General features: G+C 56.2%; 15 protein-coding genes. 8 read left to right on the forward strand and 7 right to left on the reverse strand.

Annotated features, from left to right (window positions below; all coding sequences use genetic code 11):
- Positions 1-52: 52 nt before the first annotated feature.
- The 6 genes from rsmG to rpmH all read right to left on the reverse strand — a co-directional run bounded on the left by rsmG (position 53) and on the right by rpmH (position 6,214).
- Complete coding sequence (gene rsmG, locus PHU01S_RS21985) at positions 53-805, reverse strand: 16S rRNA (guanine(527)-N(7))-methyltransferase RsmG (RefSeq protein ID WP_076357150.1); 753 nt, start codon at positions 803-805, stop codon at positions 53-55.
- Positions 805-2,694, reverse strand: a complete 1,890-nt coding sequence (gene mnmG / locus PHU01S_RS21990; protein WP_076357148.1) for a tRNA uridine-5-carboxymethylaminomethyl(34) synthesis enzyme MnmG — start codon at positions 2,692-2,694, stop codon at positions 805-807. Before mnmG ends, rsmG begins: the two co-directional genes overlap by 1 nt.
- Positions 2,695-2,864: 170 nt before the next feature.
- Positions 2,865-4,244, reverse strand: coding sequence for a tRNA uridine-5-carboxymethylaminomethyl(34) synthesis GTPase MnmE (gene mnmE, locus PHU01S_RS21995; protein WP_127509978.1), 1,380 nt, complete (start codon positions 4,242-4,244; stop codon positions 2,865-2,867).
- A 132-nt stretch (positions 4,245-4,376) separates the two neighbouring features.
- A complete protein-coding gene (locus PHU01S_RS22000) occupies positions 4,377-5,207 on the reverse strand; it encodes a YidC/Oxa1 family membrane protein insertase (RefSeq protein ID WP_127509980.1) in 831 nt (276 codons plus the stop codon).
- A 288-nt stretch (positions 5,208-5,495) separates the two neighbouring features.
- The gene (rnpA, locus tag PHU01S_RS22005) at positions 5,496-5,840 is read right to left on the reverse strand and encodes a ribonuclease P protein component (RefSeq protein ID WP_076357142.1); all 345 of its coding nucleotides are present in this window, start codon (positions 5,838-5,840) and stop codon (positions 5,496-5,498) included.
- 239 nt (positions 5,841-6,079) lie between these two features.
- Positions 6,080-6,214, reverse strand: coding sequence for a 50S ribosomal protein L34 (gene rpmH, locus PHU01S_RS22010; RefSeq protein ID WP_048744313.1), 135 nt, complete (start codon positions 6,212-6,214; stop codon positions 6,080-6,082).
- A 713-nt stretch (positions 6,215-6,927) separates the two neighbouring features.
- Between rpmH and dnaA the strand changes: the two genes are divergently transcribed.
- The 6 genes from dnaA to gyrB all read left to right on the forward strand — a co-directional run bounded on the left by dnaA (position 6,928) and on the right by gyrB (position 13,642).
- Positions 6,928-8,280, forward strand: coding sequence for a chromosomal replication initiator protein DnaA (gene dnaA / locus PHU01S_RS22015; protein WP_127509982.1), 1,353 nt, complete (start codon positions 6,928-6,930; stop codon positions 8,278-8,280).
- Positions 8,281-8,496: 216 nt separating this feature from the next.
- Positions 8,497-9,639: a DNA polymerase III subunit beta gene (gene dnaN / locus PHU01S_RS22020; RefSeq protein ID WP_048744315.1), complete on the forward strand. Its 1,143-nt coding sequence runs from the start codon at positions 8,497-8,499 to the stop codon at positions 9,637-9,639.
- A 107-nt stretch (positions 9,640-9,746) separates the two neighbouring features.
- The gene (gene rlbA, locus PHU01S_RS22025; RefSeq protein ID WP_076357138.1) at positions 9,747-9,962 is read left to right on the forward strand and encodes a ribosome maturation protein RlbA; all 216 of its coding nucleotides are present in this window, start codon (positions 9,747-9,749) and stop codon (positions 9,960-9,962) included.
- 63 nt (positions 9,963-10,025) lie between these two features.
- Positions 10,026-11,135: a DNA replication/repair protein RecF gene (recF, locus tag PHU01S_RS22030; RefSeq protein WP_076357136.1), complete on the forward strand. Its 1,110-nt coding sequence runs from the start codon at positions 10,026-10,028 to the stop codon at positions 11,133-11,135.
- A 256-nt stretch (positions 11,136-11,391) separates the two neighbouring features.
- Positions 11,392-11,640: an extracellular matrix regulator RemB gene (gene remB, locus PHU01S_RS22035; RefSeq protein ID WP_048747582.1), complete on the forward strand. Its 249-nt coding sequence runs from the start codon at positions 11,392-11,394 to the stop codon at positions 11,638-11,640.
- 88 nt (positions 11,641-11,728) lie between these two features.
- Entirely contained in the window at positions 11,729-13,642 is a 1,914-nt protein-coding gene (gyrB, locus tag PHU01S_RS22040) for a DNA topoisomerase (ATP-hydrolyzing) subunit B (RefSeq protein ID WP_076357134.1), read from the forward strand.
- Positions 13,643-13,709: 67 nt separating this feature from the next.
- On the opposite strand, the gene PHU01S_RS22045 is transcribed toward gyrB, so the two are convergent.
- A complete protein-coding gene (locus tag PHU01S_RS22045) occupies positions 13,710-14,447 on the reverse strand; it encodes a YheC/YheD family protein (protein WP_083688135.1) in 738 nt (245 codons plus the stop codon).
- Between the two features lie 339 nt (positions 14,448-14,786).
- On the opposite strand from PHU01S_RS22045, the gene gyrA reads away from it, so the two are divergent.
- Together gyrA and PHU01S_RS22055 are read left to right on the forward strand one after the other, a co-directional pair.
- Positions 14,787-17,285 (forward strand): DNA gyrase subunit A, encoded by a 2,499-nt coding sequence (gene gyrA / locus PHU01S_RS22050; RefSeq protein WP_127509984.1) that lies wholly within the window; start codon positions 14,787-14,789, stop codon positions 17,283-17,285.
- Positions 17,286-17,317: 32 nt separating this feature from the next.
- Positions 17,318-18,370 carry an HD-GYP domain-containing protein gene (locus PHU01S_RS22055; RefSeq protein ID WP_127509986.1) on the forward strand — a complete coding sequence of 351 codons (1,053 nt, stop codon included), beginning with the start codon at positions 17,318-17,320 and terminating at the stop codon, positions 18,368-18,370.
- The last annotated feature ends 615 nt before the right edge of the window (positions 18,371-18,985 follow it).

Below are 18,985 nucleotides of genomic sequence, written 5' to 3' on the forward strand. Positions count from 1 at the left end.
GTGCGGACGGAATCCGAACCCCTTTCCGATCTCATTGTTCCACGTGAAACAATCAGCGAGGCTTCTTCACCAATGAAATTCCGCGCACGAGAGGCTGCTTCAAAGGAATTCCGGCTTTGCGCGGATAAGCCGCCGGCGTCCGATCCGTCTTGCGGATAAATACAATGGCGCGCTCGGATTGCTCGAACGGCAGCTTCAATGTTTCGACCCGCTCCGCCTTGGCACGGAGCTCTTTCAAGGCATACGCAGCCTCATCAAGCTCCTCTTGCGGATTGGCGCCCTTCATGGCCGCGAATACGCCGTCCTGGGCGGCGAACGGCAGACACAGCTCGCCCAGACCTGCTAGCCTCGCTACCGCTCTCGCCGTCACAACATCGTATTGATCCCGGTGCGCTTGAAGGCGGCCGATATCCTCGGCTCTGCCATGCACGCACTGCACGTCTTTCAATTCCAACGCGTCGCATACATGCTGCAGGAAAGAAATTCGCTTGTTCAAGCTGTCGACAATCGTAATGTGAAGATGAGGGTAGGCGATTTTCAAGGGAATGCTTGGAAATCCGGCTCCCGATCCTATATCGGCCAGATTCCTCGCCTTCGACAGATCCATATAAAAAGCAAGCGAGAGGGAGTCGTAGAAATGCTTTTCGAATACCGCATCCCTCTCCGTGATTCCAGTCAGATTCATCCGCTCGTTCCATTCCACCAGCAGCTCGAAATACCGCTCGAACTGGTTCAGCTGATGAGGCGCAAGCTCGATTCCCCGGGCGGCAAGAAGCTCGTGAAATGACTTTTGAACCTTATCCATCAGGCTTTCCCCGCTGCCGTCACTCGATTATAGTGCTCCAGATGAACGAGCAGGATGGAAATATCCGCCGGGGTTACGCCGGAAATGCGGCTCGCTTGGCCGATGTTGAGCGGACGGATGGACGAGAGCTTCTGCTTCGCTTCCATGGCAAGGCCATGGACGATGCTGTAGTCGATTCCTTCCGGAATCTTCTTCTTCTCCATTTTGCCGAGACGTTCGACCTGAAGCAGCTGCTTATCGATATAACCCGCGTATTTGATCTGGATTTCGACCTGTTCCTTCATATCTGCTGTCAGCTCATATGGCGCCGCGGCCAGCGGTTCGATGATGGCATAGGACAGCTCCGGACGCCTGAGCAGGGTGAGGGCATCGGTCGTCGCCTGCAGCGGAGCCGAACCGGCCTGCTCCAGCAGCTTTTGAGCTTCTTCAGGACGAATCTTTACCGTCTTCAAGCGTGCCAGCTCCTCCTCGACACGGCCTTTCTTCACCTGGAATTTGGCATGCCGCTCTTCCGTAATCAATCCGATCTCATAACCGGTCGGGGTCAGACGCAGGTCGGCATTGTCATGACGAAGCAGCAGGCGGTACTCCGCGCGCGATGTAAGCAGGCGGTAAGGCTCGTTCGTTCCCTTCGTCACGAGATCGTCGATCAGAACGCCGATATAGCCTTGGGAACGGTCAATGACGACCGGATCCTTGCCCTGCACCTTGCGGGCTGCATTGATGCCGGCCATGATGCCTTGTCCAGCCGCCTCCTCATAGCCTGAGGTGCCGTTGATTTGGCCGGCGGTAAACAGGCCCGGCAGCACCTTCGTCTCCAGGGAAGGCCACAGCTGGGTCGGCACGACGGCATCGTATTCGATGGCATAGCCGGTCCGCATCATCTCGACGTTTTCCAGGCCGGGAATCGAACGCAGAATGCTCAGCTGCACATCCTCCGGCATGCTCGTGGACAGCCCTTGCACGTAATACTCGGATGTGTCCTTGCCTTCAGGCTCAAGGAAAATCTGATGCTTCGGCTTGTCGGCGAAGCGAACGATCTTATCCTCGATGGAAGGACAGTAGCGCGGTCCCGTGCCCTCGATGACTCCGGAGAACATCGGCGCCCTATGCAGGTTGTCGTTGATGATTTTATGGGTATCCTCGGAGGTGTAGGTCAGCCAGCAAGGCAGCTGCTCGTTGTCGGCATATTCGGTTTCAAAGGAAAAGAACTGAGGGGTCGCATCCCCGGGCTGGATCTCCATCTTAGAAAAGTCGATGCTGTCCTTGTGGACGCGCGGCGGCGTGCCCGTCTTGAAGCGAACGAGCTCGAAGCCGTTCTCCTTGAGCGATTGGGACAGCTTGATCGACGGCTGCTGATTGTTCGGACCGCTTTCGTAGATCAGCTCGCCCATGATGACCTTGCCGCGCAAATAGGTCCCGGTCGTAACGACGACCGACTTGGCGCGGTACTCGGCTCCGGTCTTCGTCACGACGCCGACGCAGGCTCCATCCTCGACGATCAGCTCCTCCGCCATCCCCTGGCGAAGCGTCAGATGCGGCGTTTCCTCGATCGTCTTTTTCATCATATGCTGGTACGAGAACTTGTCCGCCTGAGCTCGCAGCGCATGCACGGCCGGACCTTTCCCCGTATTCAGCATCCTCATTTGAATATAGGTCTTGTCGATATTGCGGCCCATCTCGCCGCCAAGCGCATCGATTTCGCGCACGACATGGCCTTTGGCCGGTCCGCCGATGGACGGGTTGCACGGCATGAATGCGACCATGTCCAGATTGATCGTGAGCAGCAGCGTCTCGCAGCCCATTCTCGCCGCAGCCAAAGCCGCTTCGCAACCCGCATGCCCCGCTCCGATCACAAGAACATCATATTGTCCTGCAGGGTAAGTCATGATTTTTTCCTCCCGAGCCGGAAAGGCGTTATTTGTCGCCCGCCTCTCCCTCTTTTATGAAAAGTGGTTTTCATTTACCAAGTTTCGACTTTCTTCCGCCGCATCCGACCTCTTCTGCTGTCGCCTGCCGTATTCTATTGGCGTTATCCACATGTGGATTGCTCGCCGCATCATTTCCCCAGACAAAACTGCGAGAAGATCTGATCGATTAACGAATCTCCTGCCGTATCTCCGATGATCTCGCCGAGCAGCTCCCAAGCGGAGCGCACATCCAGCTGAACCATATCGATCGGAATGCCGTCCTCGGTCGCCGCAACAGCTTCGCTCAGCGCTTGGCTGGCTTTGTTGAGCAGCGAGATATGCCGGACATTGCTCACATAGGTCAGGTCCGCGCTCTCAAGCTGCCCTTCGAAGAACAGCTCGCGGATCGCTCCTTCGAGCGCTTCCAGACCTTCTTCCTCAAGCACCGACATCATGACGATCCGGCTATCCGGCAATGCGGCGGCCACCTCGTCCAGCTTCAGCCGAGCCGGCAGATCGCTTTTATTCACGATGACAACGACCTGGCGCCCGGTCAGCTTTGCGAGCAGCTCCCGTTCATCATCATGAAGCGCCTCATTATGATTCAAAACAAGCAGCAGCAGATCGGCGTCCGCAGCCGCAGACCGGGACCGCTCCACTCCGATCCGCTCCACGACATCGGTCGTCTCGCGGATGCCAGCCGTATCGAGCAGCCGCAAAGGAATACCGGATAATGTAATGTATTCCTCAATAACATCTCGCGTCGTGCCGGGTATATCCGTCACGATTGCCTTGCTTTCCTGGACAAGCGCGTTCAGAAGAGAGGACTTGCCCACATTGGGACGGCCGACGATGGCTGTCGTAATGCCTTCACGAAGAATCTTCCCTTCGGCGGCCGTCTTCAGCAGCCGGCGGATTTCTTCCATGGCGGAACCGCAGCTGTCCTTTATATAAGAAGAAGTCATTTCCGTCACGTCATGCTCCGGGTAATCAATGTTGACCTCGATATGGGCGAGCAGCTCGATCAATGTATGCCGCAGCGCCTTGATCTTCCGTGACAAAGTTCCTTCTGCCTGCTTCAAGGCGACTGAATAGGAACGATCGGACTTCGAGCGGATCAGGTCGATGACCGCTTCTGCTTGCGCCAAATCGATCCGGCCGTTGAGGAAGGCCCGCTTGGTGAATTCGCCGGGCTCCGCCACTCGGACTCCCGGCTGCTCCAACACGAGCTCGAGAACTTTGCGCACCGCCACAAGTCCTCCATGCGCCCCGATCTCGACGACATCCTCCGCCGTGAAGGAACGGGGTCCCTTCATGACGGTCACCAGGACTTCCTCGATGATTTCGCCGCTCCCGGGAGCCGCGATATGGCCGTACGTCACCGTATGGCTCGGGGCGTCCGCAAGAGGAGTTCGTGATTTCAATATATTCGAAACGCTATCCACCGCTGCAGGTCCGCTGACGCGAATGACGGCAATGCCGCCTTCTCCCAGCGCGGTCGAGATCGCGGCAATTGTATCCTGTATCATGCTTTTCGATTCCTTCCGAGAGCCCCCAGATCTGAAAATTGAGCAAGGGTGCCCGTAATTATGGCAAAAAAGCAATGACTATAGAAGCCATTGCTGCCTGAAAATGGATTTGTGGTATGCCTGAACCGCGTACTATTTGTTTTTTCCTTTTGCCGTTTTGGCCGGCGGCGCGGCAGCGGTTGCGACTTCTGCCTTCTTGTCGGCATTGCGCACGTAAAGGAAGTAGTTCTGGATGATCGTGTAGATGTTCGTGTAGATCCAGTACAGCGGAAGCGCCGAAGGGAAGCTCCAAGCCATGACCAGAATGAGGATCGGGAAGATCATCATGATGGAATTCATCATCGCCATCTGCGGGTTGTTCGGCTGCGTTTTCTGCATCATTTTGGTCTGGACGTAAGTCGTCAGAGCCGCAATGAACGGCAGGATATGCAGATGGTCGGGCTCGCCGAGCTTGAGCCACAGGAATTCATGGACACGGATGTCGGCGTTATAGTAAATGGAGTTGTACAAAGCAATGAAAATAGGCATCTGGACGATCAGCGGCAGACAGCCCGCCATCGGATTGACCTTGTTTTCCTGAAAGAGCTTCATCGTCTCTTCCTGCTGCTTCTGCGGGTTGTCCTTGTGTTTCTTTTTGATGTTGGCAAGCTCCGGCTGCAAGGCCTGCATCGCCTTGGAGCTGCGGTACTGCTTAATGGTAAGCGGCAGGATCAGCGTACGGACGAGGATAACCATCACGAGAATGGCGAGGCCGTATTGACCGTTGAACCAGGTCGCGAAATGGTCGAGTAAATACGAGAAGTAGTAAACGACGTACTGTTCCCACCAGTTGCCGTTCTGCAAATCCTCGGTGGTGGTGGTGTGGCTGTTATTCGGCATGCATCCCGAGAGGACGGCCACCATCAGCACCAGGCTGAGCATGACAAGCCACTTGCGTTTTGAAGCCAAACGGGAAAACAACATGTAAATCTCCTCTCTGAGAGCCTGTCGCAATTCAACCTAAACTATACCATATAATAGGGCCCAAGCAAAACGGACTTCATCATCAAATTATGGTGAAGACGTTTGCGTTAGAGAAGAATAGATCGGTCCTGTTGCCGGGCGTTCTATTCTGACAAGCAAAACGGACTTCATCATCAATTTGCGCGGAGAAGAATAGATCCGCCTGTGCTGCCGGGCGTTCTTCTTCTCCCGTTTCCGATGTAGGAACAGGCAGCTTGTCCGTCCGCCGCTTGCCGGGCGGCCTCGCCGTCAGCGAGGCTTCAGCAGGCCAGCCTTGCGCAAAACATGCAGCACGCTGCGCTCCAGCTCCTTCGACGATTTGTCGACGGCTCCCGCCCGGACGATCAGAATCAGGTCGGTCTTCTCCTTGATTTCATCCGTATGAGCGCGAACGATTTCTTTCAGCACCCGGCGCATGCGGTTGCGCACGACGGCATTGCCGATCTTCTTGCTGGCGGAGATGCCGAGGCGGAACGGTTCCGCCTTCGGCTGCCTGGACCAGTATACGACCAGCTGCCCATTGGCGAACGATTTGCCTCCCCGATAGGTGCGGGAGAAATCCTCGCGTTTTCTGAGCCGTAGTTTTCTCTGCATTTCTCACCGACTCCGTGCGTTGTTAGTTTCAGTATATCCAACTTGGGGCATGCGCAGGCATGCCGGACGCACCCTCCGCAAGAAGAACAGCTATCCGGCAGATACGCCCCGCATCAAGCAACGGACATCCGGGCAGAAAAAAAGACCACTAGCGTGGTCTCCTCTCTCCAGCCATTGCCCCAGAGGGCGGTCGGCGTGGCAGGCGAAATCCCCGGTAATAAGGGGAATGCCCTTTTGTATTATGCGCTCAGAACGCTGCGGCCCTTCTTGCGACGGGCTGCCAGCACTTTGCGGCCGTTTTTCGAGCTCATGCGCTTGCGGAATCCGTGTACCTTTTTGCGCTTGCTTACGTTCGGTCTGAAAGTCGGTCTCATAATCTATTGCACCTCCCCGATCGGTATATCTTCGTCCTCACTCGGGCATCTGCCGCAGCGGACCGAGGCAGAACCCGGGGACGACTGTCTATCCGAAGTTGCCCTTACGTCATCCCGAGTTAAAAACGCCTTTTTCCATTTAACCATGCAGACATGCGAAAGTCAACCTGAACATGATCCTCCTTCCTCAGAGGCCTGTGTATAACTATCCTCAGATCGCTTCATCTATATAGCGTTTCGGTTTTCGTTCCGTTTTTCGACGCTTTTCGTCTTTTTTCGCTGTGGAAAGGCATACCGGCCATCATCGGCTGTGGATAACGAAGAATGTCGCGGCTGTCGGCGAAATTTAGTAACATGTGAATAATTAACAGGACTGGTGGCGGATGCTGTCGAATTTGCGCACAGGCTGTTAACAATATCTAGTGCTGTAGATAACCTTTGTACACAAGGACTTGGGATTGTGGATAATATTCTCCAACTCGTTGAAATAGCGCCTTTCTTTTGCTATGATAGATTTGTTTTTGTTGTGGACGGATGCAGTGCCGGCAGTTACTTATCAACAACCTGTGGATAACATTGTGAACAACATTATCCCCTTATGCATAACCTTCATCAACAAGTCCTTGCATCTGTGGATGAGGACTCACCCCGATAGATCCATTTTTTGACCTTTATCGAACCAATCGTTACGACAGGGATAGGAGTGACCGTCTGTGGACAGCCATACTGTGGATCTGTGGCAGCAAGTGCTGTCAGTCATCCAAACCAAATTGAGCAAACCGAGCTTCGACACCTGGTTCAAGGCGACGAAAGCCAATTTCTCGGATGACGGACTCCTCATCGTGACGGCGCCGACGACGTTTGCGGTCGAATGGCTGGAGAGCCGCTACACGAAGCTGGTCAGATCCACTGTATCGGATTACATCGGACGCTCTGTTGACGTCCGTTTTGTCATTGAGGAAAACCGGCCGCCCGAACCGGCTGCGCCGGCCATCCCGACGGCCAAAGTGGCCCCATCATCATCCGAAGAGCCCTTTTCCAACATGCTCAATCCGAAATACACGTTCGACACCTTCGTGATCGGCGCCAACAACCGATTCGCCCATGCCGCCTCTCTCGCGGTCGCCGAAGCGCCGGCAAAAGCCTACAATCCGTTATTCCTCTACGGGGGCGTCGGCCTGGGGAAAACCCACTTGATGCACGCGATCGGCCATTACATCATGGAGCACAACCCGAGCACCAAGGTGATGTACATTTCTTCCGAGAAATTCACCAATGAATTCATCAATGCGATCCGGGACAACCGGGGCGAGAGCTTCCGCAACAAATACCGGAATATCGACGTTCTCTTGATTGACGATATCCAGTTCCTGGCCGGCAAGGACGGGACCCAGGAGGAATTTTTCCATACGTTCAACGCCCTGCACGAGGAGCGCAAGCAGATCGTCATCTCCAGCGACCGGACGCCGAAGGAAATCCCGACCTTGGAAGAGAGGCTTCGTTCCCGCTTCGAATGGGGACTCATCACGGATATCCAGCCGCCGGATCTCGAGACCAGGATCGCCATTCTTCGCAAGAAGGCCAAAGCCGAGAACCTCGACATTCCGAATGAAGCCATGATCTACATCGCCAACCAGATCGATACGAACATCCGCGAGCTGGAAGGCGCTCTCATCCGCGTCGTCGCCTATTCTTCCCTCATCAACGAGGATATTTCCTCGCATCTGGCTGCGGAGGCGCTCAAGGACATCATTCCATCGACGCGGCCGAAAATGATCACCATCCTGGACATCCAGCAGCGGGTAGGAGAGTTTTACGGCCTCAAAATGGATGAATTCAAGGCGCGCAAGCGTACGAAGGCGGTTGCTTATCCAAGGCAGATCGCCATGTACCTGTCCCGTGAGCTGACGGACTATTCGCTGCCCAAGATCGGCGAAGCTTTCGGCGGCCGGGACCATACGACCGTCATCCACGCCCATGAGAAAATCTCCAAGCAGCTCAAGATCGACCAGGAGCTGTTCAAGGTCATTCAGAATTTGACGGAAAAAGTCAAAAACCACATGTAGGCGCCTCTCAAGCAGAGATCGCCATCCGTGGATAAGTCCTATACGAATAGCCAAGCCTATGCACACTCTGTACACATGTGGATAGGCTTCTGCCATCGGCGAAAACAGGGCTTATCCACATATCCACCGCCCCTACGACTACTACTGCTGTTATTCTTTAAAAAAACATCATCTAAAAAAGACGAATCACGTCGAATGCCGCCCAAGGAGGAACGCATGAAACTCACCATCTCCAAAAACGAACTCAACGACGCTATCCAACAAGTGGCCAAGGCTGCATCGGTACGTCCTGCCATTCCAATACTTGGTGGAATCAAGATCGACGTCACCCACCAGGGAGTCACCTTGACGGCTAGCGACACCGATATTTCCATCCAGAGCTTCATTCCAGCCGAAACGGATGAGCTTGTCGTCGCCAAGGTGGATAAGCCGGGCAGCGTCGTGATGCCGGCCAAGTTTTTTGTGGAGATCATCCGCAAGCTTCCTGCAGAAGAAGTGCAGATCGAGGTGGGCGAGCATTATCAGACGCTGATTCGTTCCGGTTCAACGGATATCCAGATGGTCGGACTCGATCCCGAGGAATTCCCCGTCCTTCCTTCCGTCGAAGAAGACGAAGTGCTCCAGCTACCGGGCGATCTTCTCAAGGCGATGGTCAGGCAGACCGTATTCTGCGCTTCGACCAGCGAACAGACTCCCGTTCTGACCGGAGTGCTCTGGAACCTGATCGAAGGCCAGCTGAAGTTCGTCGCCACCGACCGCCATCGTCTAGCCAGCCGCCTGGCTCAGGTTGAGACTCCGGACAGCTACAAGCTGACCAATATCGTCATCGCCGCCAAGACGATGGTCGAGCTGTCAAAGCTCGTGCCGGACGGATCCGGACTTGTGGATATCGTCGTCGCCAGCAACCAGGTGCTTTTCCGCCTGGGGCACACCCTCTTTTACAGCCGCATGCTGGACGGAACCTATCCCGATACTTCCAAGATTATTCCGCAATCGTTCAAAACAGAACTCGTCCTCGAAACGCGCAAGCTGATTGATGCGATGGAACGCGCCTACTTGATGTCGCGGGAAGAAAAAACGAATATCGTCCGTCTTGTGACCCTCGACAACGGCAACATCGAAATATCGTCCAGCTCGCAGGAGCTCGGACGCGTAACCGAGCAGCTTGAGGTCATCCGCCAGAACGGCGAGCCGCTCCGCATCGCCTTCAACTCCAAATACATGCTGGACACGCTGAAAGTCATCGACAGCGAGCAGCTCATAATCAGCTTCACCGGCGCCATGAGCCCGATCATCATCCGCCCCGCGGATCATGACAACAGCCAGTACATCATTCTGCCTTACCGCACGACGAACTGACGGGCAGCCGGTGCGGCCAGCAGGCGGACGATCCCGCGCATTCGCGCACGGACCGTCCGCTTCTTTTGTTCCGACCCCTTTTTCACCATTCCAAGGAGGGCATCGCCATGAAAACGATCACGATCAAGACCGAATACATCGCTCTCGGCCAATTCCTCAAACTGGCCGATTGCATCGATTCCGGAGGACAGGCCAAGTTCTTTCTCCAGGAATACGCCGTTCTCATCAACGAAGAGCCGGACAATCGGCGGGGACGCAAGCTGTATGACGGGGACAAAGTCGAAGTAGAGGGGTTCGGGGCTTTCCAGGTTCAGAGATCATGAACTCGTCTCGCCGTGTAGTGTCCGCCCTACGCGGACAAGGCTTCAGCCAGGAGGATTGAACAGGTGTTCCTAAACGAAATCAAGTTGAAAAACTACCGGAATTACGAGGAGCTTGAGCTCGGCACCAGCCATAAGGTCAACCTGTTCATCGGGCCGAACGCACAAGGCAAGACCAATCTGCTGGAGTCCATCTTCGCCTTGGCTCTCACCAAGTCGCATCGGACCTCCAAAGATCGCGAGCTGATCGGCTGGAACGGCAAGGAAGCATCCGTTCATGGAGAAGTGGAGAAGAGATACGGGAACGTGTCGCTGGACCTGGTCTACTCCGCCCAAGGCAAAAAAGCGAAGATCAACGGGCTGGAGCAGCGCAAGCTGAGCGGTTTCGTCGGCACGCTCAATGTGGTGATGTTCGCTCCGGAGGATCTTGAGATCGTCAAAGGGACGCCGGGGATCCGCCGCCGCTTTCTCGATATGGAGATCGGCCAGGTGCAGCCGGGGTACTTGCATACGCTCCAGCAATACGCCAAGGTGCTGCTGCAGCGCAACAACTACCTCAAGTCCACGGGGCCGGGCTCCGTTCAGCCAGCGATGATGGAAGTGTGGAACATGCAGCTGGCGGAGCATGGTGTTAAAATCATGAGAAAAAGGCAACAATTCATAGAGAAGCTCCGGACCTGGGCGGCAGCGATCCATTCCGGCATCACCGCAGGCGGCGAAGAGCTTGCCGTCAGCTACCGCCCTTCCTTCGAAATGGAGGGAGAGCAAGATGAATCTGTTTTATTCGATCAATTTATGTTAAAGTTATCACAGGTAAAAGATCAGGAATATCGCCGCGGAGTGACGCTGGCAGGCCCTCATCGGGACGACCTGGCGTTCCATATCAACGGCAAGGAAGCCCAGGTTTTCGGCTCCCAGGGACAGCAGAGGACGACCGCGCTGTCGCTGAAGCTGGCCGAGATCGAGCTGATCCGGGAGGAGATCGGGGAGTATCCGCTTCTTCTTCTCGACGACGTGCTGTCCGAGCTGGACCAGCACAGGCAGACGCAGCTCATCGAGACCTTCCAGGGAAAAGTGCAGACATTCATAACCGCAACGGGGCTGGAGAGCGTGAACACGAGCCGCTTGTCGGATGCGGGGGTTTACCGGGTTGAGGGCGGCAAGGTAACGTTGTGACCGCTCCAGCCCTTTCTTGAGAAGAAGGGTTGTCATGCGCATACCTTCTTCTCTTCTCTACGTTAACGGGCACCGAGCATTGGACATAACGCGGAGCCGCCGTTTCGGTTTTCACAGAGCAAAGCCCGCAGAACGGCGCCTTTTTTCCTTCGCTTCTCTTGCGCCGATACCGGTCCGCCTGTAGGGCGGGAACTTGTCTTGCCCGGACGATTCTATTCCTGCAAGGATTTATCATAGAGGGGAGCTGAAGGCACGCATGTACATCCATCTCGGCGGAGAAAAAATTATTCGGGCATCGGAGCTGGTCGCCATCTTCGATATATCCATCGAGCAGTCCTCCAAGCTCTCCAAGCAGTTTGTGGCCGATGCCAAGAAACGCAAGGACGTGGAGACGATCGGAGAAGAGGAGCCCAAATCCATCGTCGTCACCCAGAACCGCGTCTACTACTCCCCTATCTCATCTTCCACGCTGAAGAAGCGCGGACATCATTTCGCGGCTTATTGACCGCTGCGTAAAAGCCGAAATCAAGTTAGGGCCGCTGCATCCGCTGGCGGCTGGTTAGTGCAGTTCGAGAGGAGCAGTGAAGACAAGCATGTCTACGAACCCACAGCATACGTATGACGAGAGCCAGATACAGGTGCTTGAAGGACTGGAAGCGGTCCGCAAGCGTCCGGGTATGTATATCGGCTCCACCAGCAGCAAAGGACTTCACCATCTCGTCTGGGAAGTCGTCGACAACAGCATTGACGAAGCGCTCGCCGGGTATTGCGACCGGATTACGATAACGATTCACGAGAACAACAGCATTACCGTAACGGACAACGGACGGGGAATTCCGGTCGGCGAGCATCCGAAGATGAAGCGCCCTACGCTGGAAGTCGTCATGACTGTCCTGCATGCCGGCGGCAAATTCGGCGGAGAAGGCTACAAAGTATCCGGAGGTCTGCACGGTGTCGGCATTTCCGTCGTGAACGCCCTTTCGGAGCTGGTCGTCGTGCAGGTCAGCCGCGACGGCAAGGTCTACGAGCAGGAATACCGCCGCGGCGCTCCTCAGTACGATGTGAAGATCGTCGGGGACAGCACGTCGACGGGAACCAGGACGCTGTTCAAGCCGGATCCGGAGGTGTTCACCGAGACGACCGTCTTCGAATACGAGACGCTGCAATCGCGCGTCCGCGAGCTGGCGTTCCTGAACAAAGGAATCGAGCTTGTCCTTGCCGACGAGCGCACCGGAATCAGCAACAGCTTCAAGTATGACGGCGGCATCATCGAGTTCGTCGAGTACCTCAACCGCAACCGCGAAGCCGTCAACGAGAAGCCGATCTATGTCGAAGGCTCCAAGGACGGCATCCAGGTGGAGGTGTCGCTGCAGTACAACGACAGCTACAGCGAGAACATCTACTCCTTCGCCAACAATATCAACACCCATGAAGGCGGCACCCACGAGTCCGGCTTCAAGAGCGCTCTGACCCGGATCATCAACGACTACGCCCGCAAGAGCGGCGCGATCAAGGAGAACAACTCCAACCTGTCCGGCGAGGACGTGCGCGAGGGTCTGACCGCGATCATCAGCGTCAAGATTCCCGAGCCGCAGTTCGAAGGACAGACCAAGACCAAGCTCGGCAACAGCGAGGTGCGCGGCATCGTAGAGTCGTTCTTCGCCGAGAAGCTGCAGGAGTTTCTGGAAGAGAACCCGTCGGTCGCCCGCAAAATCGTGGACAAGGGACTGCAGGCTTCGCGAGCACGCGAAGCGGCCAAGAAGGCCCGCGAGCTGACGCGCCGCAAGAGCGCCCTCGAAGTGAGCTCGCTGCCGGGCAAACTGGCCGACTGCTCCTCCAAGGATGCCAGCATCAGCGAGCTGTACATCGTCGAAGGAGATTCCGCCGGCGGTTCGGCCAAGCAGGGCCGCGACCGGCATTTCCAGGCGATCCTGCCGCTGCGCGGCAAGATCCTCAACGTCGAGAAGGCGCGTTTGGACCGGATCCTCTCCAATGCGGAGATCCGCGCCATCATTACGGCTCTCGGCACCGGAATCGGGGATGATTTCGACCTCGCCAAAGCCCGTTACCACAAAATCATCATCATGACGGACGCCGACGTCGACGGCGCCCACATCCGGACCTTGCTGCTGACGTTCCTTTACCGCTACATGCGCCGTATTCTGGAAGCGGGCTATGTCTACATCGCCCAGCCTCCTCTGTTCAAGATCGAGCGCAACAAGGTCGTTCGTTACGCGCAGTCCGAGCGGGAGCGCGAAGAGATCATGGCCGAGTTCGGCGAAGGAGCCAAGATCAACGTTCAGCGCTACAAAGGCCTCGGCGAGATGAACGCTTCGCAGCTGTGGGAGACGACGATGGATCCCGAGAGCCGGACGATGCTCCAGGTTCAGATCGAGGATGCGATCAAGGCGGACATCATGTTCGACACGCTGATGGGCGACAACGTCGAGCCTCGCCGCGAGTTCATCCAGCAATACGCCAAGGACGTCAAAAACCTGGATATCTGATTCCACGCCAATGATCCCGGCGCCTACACGGCCCGGGATTTTTTTTCATCGGCTCAGCGCGAAGGAATCAGCGGCTTTTGCGCTTGGGGGCATAGGCGGCGGCGTAACGCCTCATCCGGCGGAAGACGCCCTGATCCTTGAGCTTGCGGAATATATACGGATCCGGCATCGTATTGACCTCGAGAATCCATGGCTTCAGGCTCGTGCTCACCGCAACGTCCAATCCGATTTCCTTGAGGCCGGCATAGCGGGTAGCGAGCTGCTCCGCCGTCTGGACGCCGATATGGCGCAACTGGTCCTTGAACCCCTTCTGAGCGGCAGCGTCCATATGGCCTGCCATCAACGTTTCGAACGGGGTGATCGTGCCCCCGCTGTGGTAGTTGGTGACGATTTTGGACGGATGTCCGAGCCGGCCGATGATGCCGGTCGTCTCCCACTTCCCGCTCGGGTTTTTCTGCACCATGACCCGCAGGTCGAAGCGCCGGCGCCGATGCTTCAGGAGATCGATTCCTTGCTGGGCTACGTATCTTCTTTTGGGGCGGGATTTCTCAAGCCCGGCGAACAGTCCTTCAAAGCTGGCGTAGGATCGGATCCTCGTCCCGCTTTGGAATCTGTAGCCCCCGTCGAGCTTCTGGACCTTGATGACGCCGTTGCCGAACATGCCCGCGTCGGGCTTGACGTACAGCATCCGGTACTGCTCCAGCATGGCCTGCAGCGTGTCCCTGGAATAGGTCCTTGTGTCTGGAATGTAGGGTTTAAGCGAATCCGACTGGAGCAGCACCCCCGTTTTCGCTTGCTTGCTCATAACCCTTTGGATGGCCAACCGATCTCATCCTTCCTCATCTGTCGAAAGAGCGATAAATCGCGGGCAATTCCCGCAGCCCTTCCAGACTTCAGTCCAATTTCCGATATCTTAAGCGACTAAACAATGATATAATAGAGTGTACTGACCATTCGTGCTGAGTCCCTTTATTTTATGGATTCCCGCTATGAATGGAGCTCGGCATCCACCTATTTTTTGCGACCCGCGACGTTTAATTGTGCCCGCTTTGTGCAAGACAGATAAGATAGGGCGGGCTGGCGCCGCGCAAGTCGCCACCATCAGGTTGAGCCGTTTGGAGGCCTGACCGCACAGGAGGTAAGTATGGCGGAAGAACAACGTTCTCAAATCAAAGACCGGGATATCGGCACGGAAATGCGCGAGTCGTTCATGGATTATGCCATGAGCATCATCGTCAGCCGCGCGCTGCCGGATGTGCGCGACGGGCTTAAGCCTGTCCACCGCCGCATCCTGTTCGCTATGTCCGAGCTTGGCATGGCCCCGGACAAGCCTTATAAAAAATCAGCCCGGATCGTGGGCGAGGTCATCGGCAAGTATCATCCGCACGGCGACAGCGCCGTGTATGAATCGATGGTCCGGATGGCGCAGGACTTCTCCATGCGCTATATGCTCGTAGACGGTCATGGCAACTTCGGCTCCATCGACGGAGACATGGCGGCTGCCATGCGTTACACCGAAGCCCGCCTGTCCAAGATCGCGATGGAGCTGCTCCGCGACCTGAACAAGGATACGGTCGACTACAATCCCAACTATGACGGCGAGGAAAGGGAGCCGGCCGTATTGCCGGCACGCTTCCCGAACCTGCTCGTCAACGGCGTCTCCGGCATCGCTGTCGGCATGGCGACCAATATCCCGCCGCATAACCTGCGTGAAGTCATCGACGGCGTTCAGGCGCTGATCCGCAACCCGGACATTACGTCCGTGGAGCTGATGGATTACGTCAAAGGCCCGGATTTCCCGACTGCGGGCTTCGTCATGGGCCATTCCGGCATCCGCCAGGCCTATACGACTGGACGCGGCTCCGTAACGATGCGCGCCCGGGCCGAGATCGAAGAGAATGGCGGCAAAGCCCGGATCGTCGTGCATGAATTGCCTTACCAGGTGAACAAGGCCCGGCTTGTCGAGAAGATCGCCGAGCTCGTCCGCGAGAAGAAGATCGAGGGCATCACCGACCTGCGTGACGAGTCCGACCGCAACGGCATGCGCGTCGTCATCGAGCTGCGGCGCGACGTCAACCCGAGCGTTACCCTGAACAACCTGTACAAGCATACCCAGATGCAATCGACGTTCGGCATCAATATGCTGGCGCTGGTCAACGGTGAGCCGTGCACCCTTACGCTGCGCGACATGCTGTACCACTATCTGCAGCATCAGATGGTGGTCATCCGCCGCCGCACCGAATTCGACCTTAAAAAAGCGGAAGCGAGAGCGCATATCCTCGAAGGCTTGCGCATCGCGCTTGACCATATCGACGAGATCATCTCGCTGATCCGTTCCTCGCGCACGACCGACGAAGCGCGTGAAGGCCTGATCAACCGCTTCTCCCTCAGCCTGGAGCAGGCCCAAGCGATCCTCGACATGAGGCTGCAGCGCCTGACCGGTCTGGAGCGGGAGAAGATCGAAGCCGAGTACAACGAGCTGCTTGCCCGCATCGCCGAGTACAAGGCCATTCTTGCCGACGAGCAGCTGGTGCTCGAGATCATCAGCCAGGAGCTTGCCGAGATCAACGACCGCTTCGGCGACGAGCGCCGCACGGAAGTGACGATCGGCGAGGACGAGATTCTTGACGAGGACCTGATTCCGCGCGAGGATGTCGTCATTACGATTACCCATTCGGGCTACGTGAAGCGGCTGCCGGTATCGACTTACCGCAGCCAGCGCCGCGGAGGCAAGGGCGTCATCGGCATGGACACCAAGTCCGATGACTTTGTGGAGCATTTGTTCGTCTCGAACACGCACCACTACCTGCTCTTCTTTACCGACAAAGGCAAGGTGTACCGGCTCAAGGCCTACGAGATCCCGGATCTCAGCCGTACGGCCAGAGGAACGCCGATCATCAACCTGCTGCAGATCGAGCAGGGAGAGACGGTCAATGCCGTCATTCCGGTCGAGGCTTTCGATCCTGACTGCTACCTGTTCTTCGGAACGCGCCAGGGCATCGTCAAGAAGACGCCTCTCGACGATTACTCCAATATCCGCCGCGTCGGCTTGATCGCCATCAACCTTCGCGAGGATGACGATCTGATCAGCGTGAAGCTGACGGACGGCAAGCAGGAGATCATCATCGGCACGGCGGACGGCATGTCGATCCGGTTCCCGGAAAGTGATGTGCGCTCCATGGGCCGTTCGGCCACAGGAGTCAAGGGCATCGCTCTCGATGACGACGACCGGGTGATCGACCTCGACGTCGTGGATCCGGAGCAGGAAGTTCTGATCGTTACGGCCAAAGGATACGGCAAGCGGACTCCGGTAAGCGAATACCGGACGCAATCGCGCGGCGGCAAGGGGATCAAGACCTTGAACGTAACGGAGAAAAACGGCCCGATCGCCGGCCTCAAAATGGTGGAAGACGGCGAGGATCTGATGATCATGACCGCATCGGGAACGATGATCCGCATGAACATGGATACGATCTCTTCCATGGGCCGCAACACGCAGGGCGTGCGGCTGATCAACATTCGCGACGAGGACTCGGTCGCTACGGTGACGCGGGTCGCCAGAAGCGAAGAGATTCAGGAAGAAGATGAAGAACCGGGCGAAGTGCCGGCAGGAGACGAAGAGGCCGGTACGGATAGCGAATAGCATTTGAACGCGTCATAAGGGGAGGAACCGTCTTGATTACGGTCGATTGCGCGCAGTTGAAGCTCGGTGATGTCATAACTCAGGATGTGCTGACTCCCTTGGGGGGCGTTCTGTTCCACAAGGGCCGTGTCGTCACGATGCGCGAAATGGATATTCTGACGGCATTCATGGTGCAGCAGGTTTCCGTTGAACGCGGCGGAGCCGAGGCTCCTCCTGCAGCCAAATCGGAAAACAAGCCTCTTCCGCACAGCGGCCTCGCTCTCGAATACGATTCGATGGTCGCTCTGCTGAAGAAAGCCTATGGACAAGTTGCGGGAGGGGCTGCCCTGCCTATTCTGGAGCTGCGGACCGGTCTGGAGAAGCTGCTCTCCCATTCCAGGGACTATCAGGTTCTCCGTTTCTCCCCAAGGCATGTCAATCAGGAGGAGTTCTACTATCACAGCAGCGTGCTCTCCTCCCTGACCTGCTATCAGCTCGCGCAGTGGGCGGGACTTCCGTCCAAGGATTGGATGCAAGTCGCGATGGGCGGCCTGCTGCACGATATCGGCAACGTGAAGGTGGATCGGACCATACTGGCCAAGCCGGGGATCCTCACTTCAACCGAGCAGGAAGAAATGAAGAGGCACACCCTTAGCGGCTACTCGCTGCTGAAAGGCGTAGCCGCCCTCAATGAGGGGGCGAAGCTGTCCGCCCTTCAGCATCATGAGCGGATCGACGGCAGCGGTTATCCGCTGGGCCTGGCTGCGGAGAACATTCATCCCTACGCCAAGATGGTTGCCATTGCAGATATCTTTCATGCCATGACGCTGAACAAGATCTATCGCCGGGCTTCGTCGCCCTACCTTGTTCTGGAGCAGATTCAGCAGGATGCCTTCGGCAAGCTGGATCCTTCCTATGTGAGGACATTCATCGAGAAAGCGACTCAGTTCCATAATGGCACTCTCGTGAGGCTGAGCGACGGGCGCGTCGGAGAGATCGTCTTCACCGACCGCAACCACAGCACCCGTCCGTGGGTTTCCGTCGACAGCAGCATCGTGGACCTTTCCACCCAGCGCCGGCTTCATATAGAAGAAGTTCTTTCATAAACCGCCGCTCGGCAATTTCAAGAGGCCGTCAGGATCATCCTGACGGCCTCTTTTTTATAGGCCTTCCCGCATTGGCAAGCGGATATTGAAAACGAGGCGGATAAGGAAGGAACGCGCCTGCCGAAGTTCCTTCGTTTCATCTAGAGATGGATGGAAGCCATTGCTTTTGAAGAAGATCGGGTCGATAGGAGAACCGATGACGATTATAGGCGGGAGCAGGAGCAATCATTCGAACCGATGTATCGTTGTGTGGCTTGGCTCGGCTGCGGATGCTTTCCTACTTTCCTTATGTCGTAGGGTAGAGCCTTGTGAGAGGCTCTGAAGAAGGCAGTGATATATCCAGGTCCATGAACCGGCCCAAGGGTCAGCAATGGGTTCGATCCGTCCTTCTATGTAGAGGAAACTCATCGTGTATGATTGTCTGAAAGGGAAAGCTTGAACATGGTCTTCATATCCTTGTAAATAGGAACTGCAGCAGCAGTTTTAAAGGGAAAGAGGCTCATGAAAAAAGGATTTTAAAAAACTTTAAAAAACACTTGCATTAGCCTATGTGGCCGTGATATATTATCTAAGTCGCCGCTGAGAGGCACGACGGAAACAAGCGAAACACAAGCG

This window comes from Paenibacillus humicus NBRC 102415 (genome assembly GCF_004000905.1).
Taxonomy (GTDB): Bacteria; Bacillota; Bacilli; order Paenibacillales; family Paenibacillaceae; genus Paenibacillus_O; species Paenibacillus_O humicus.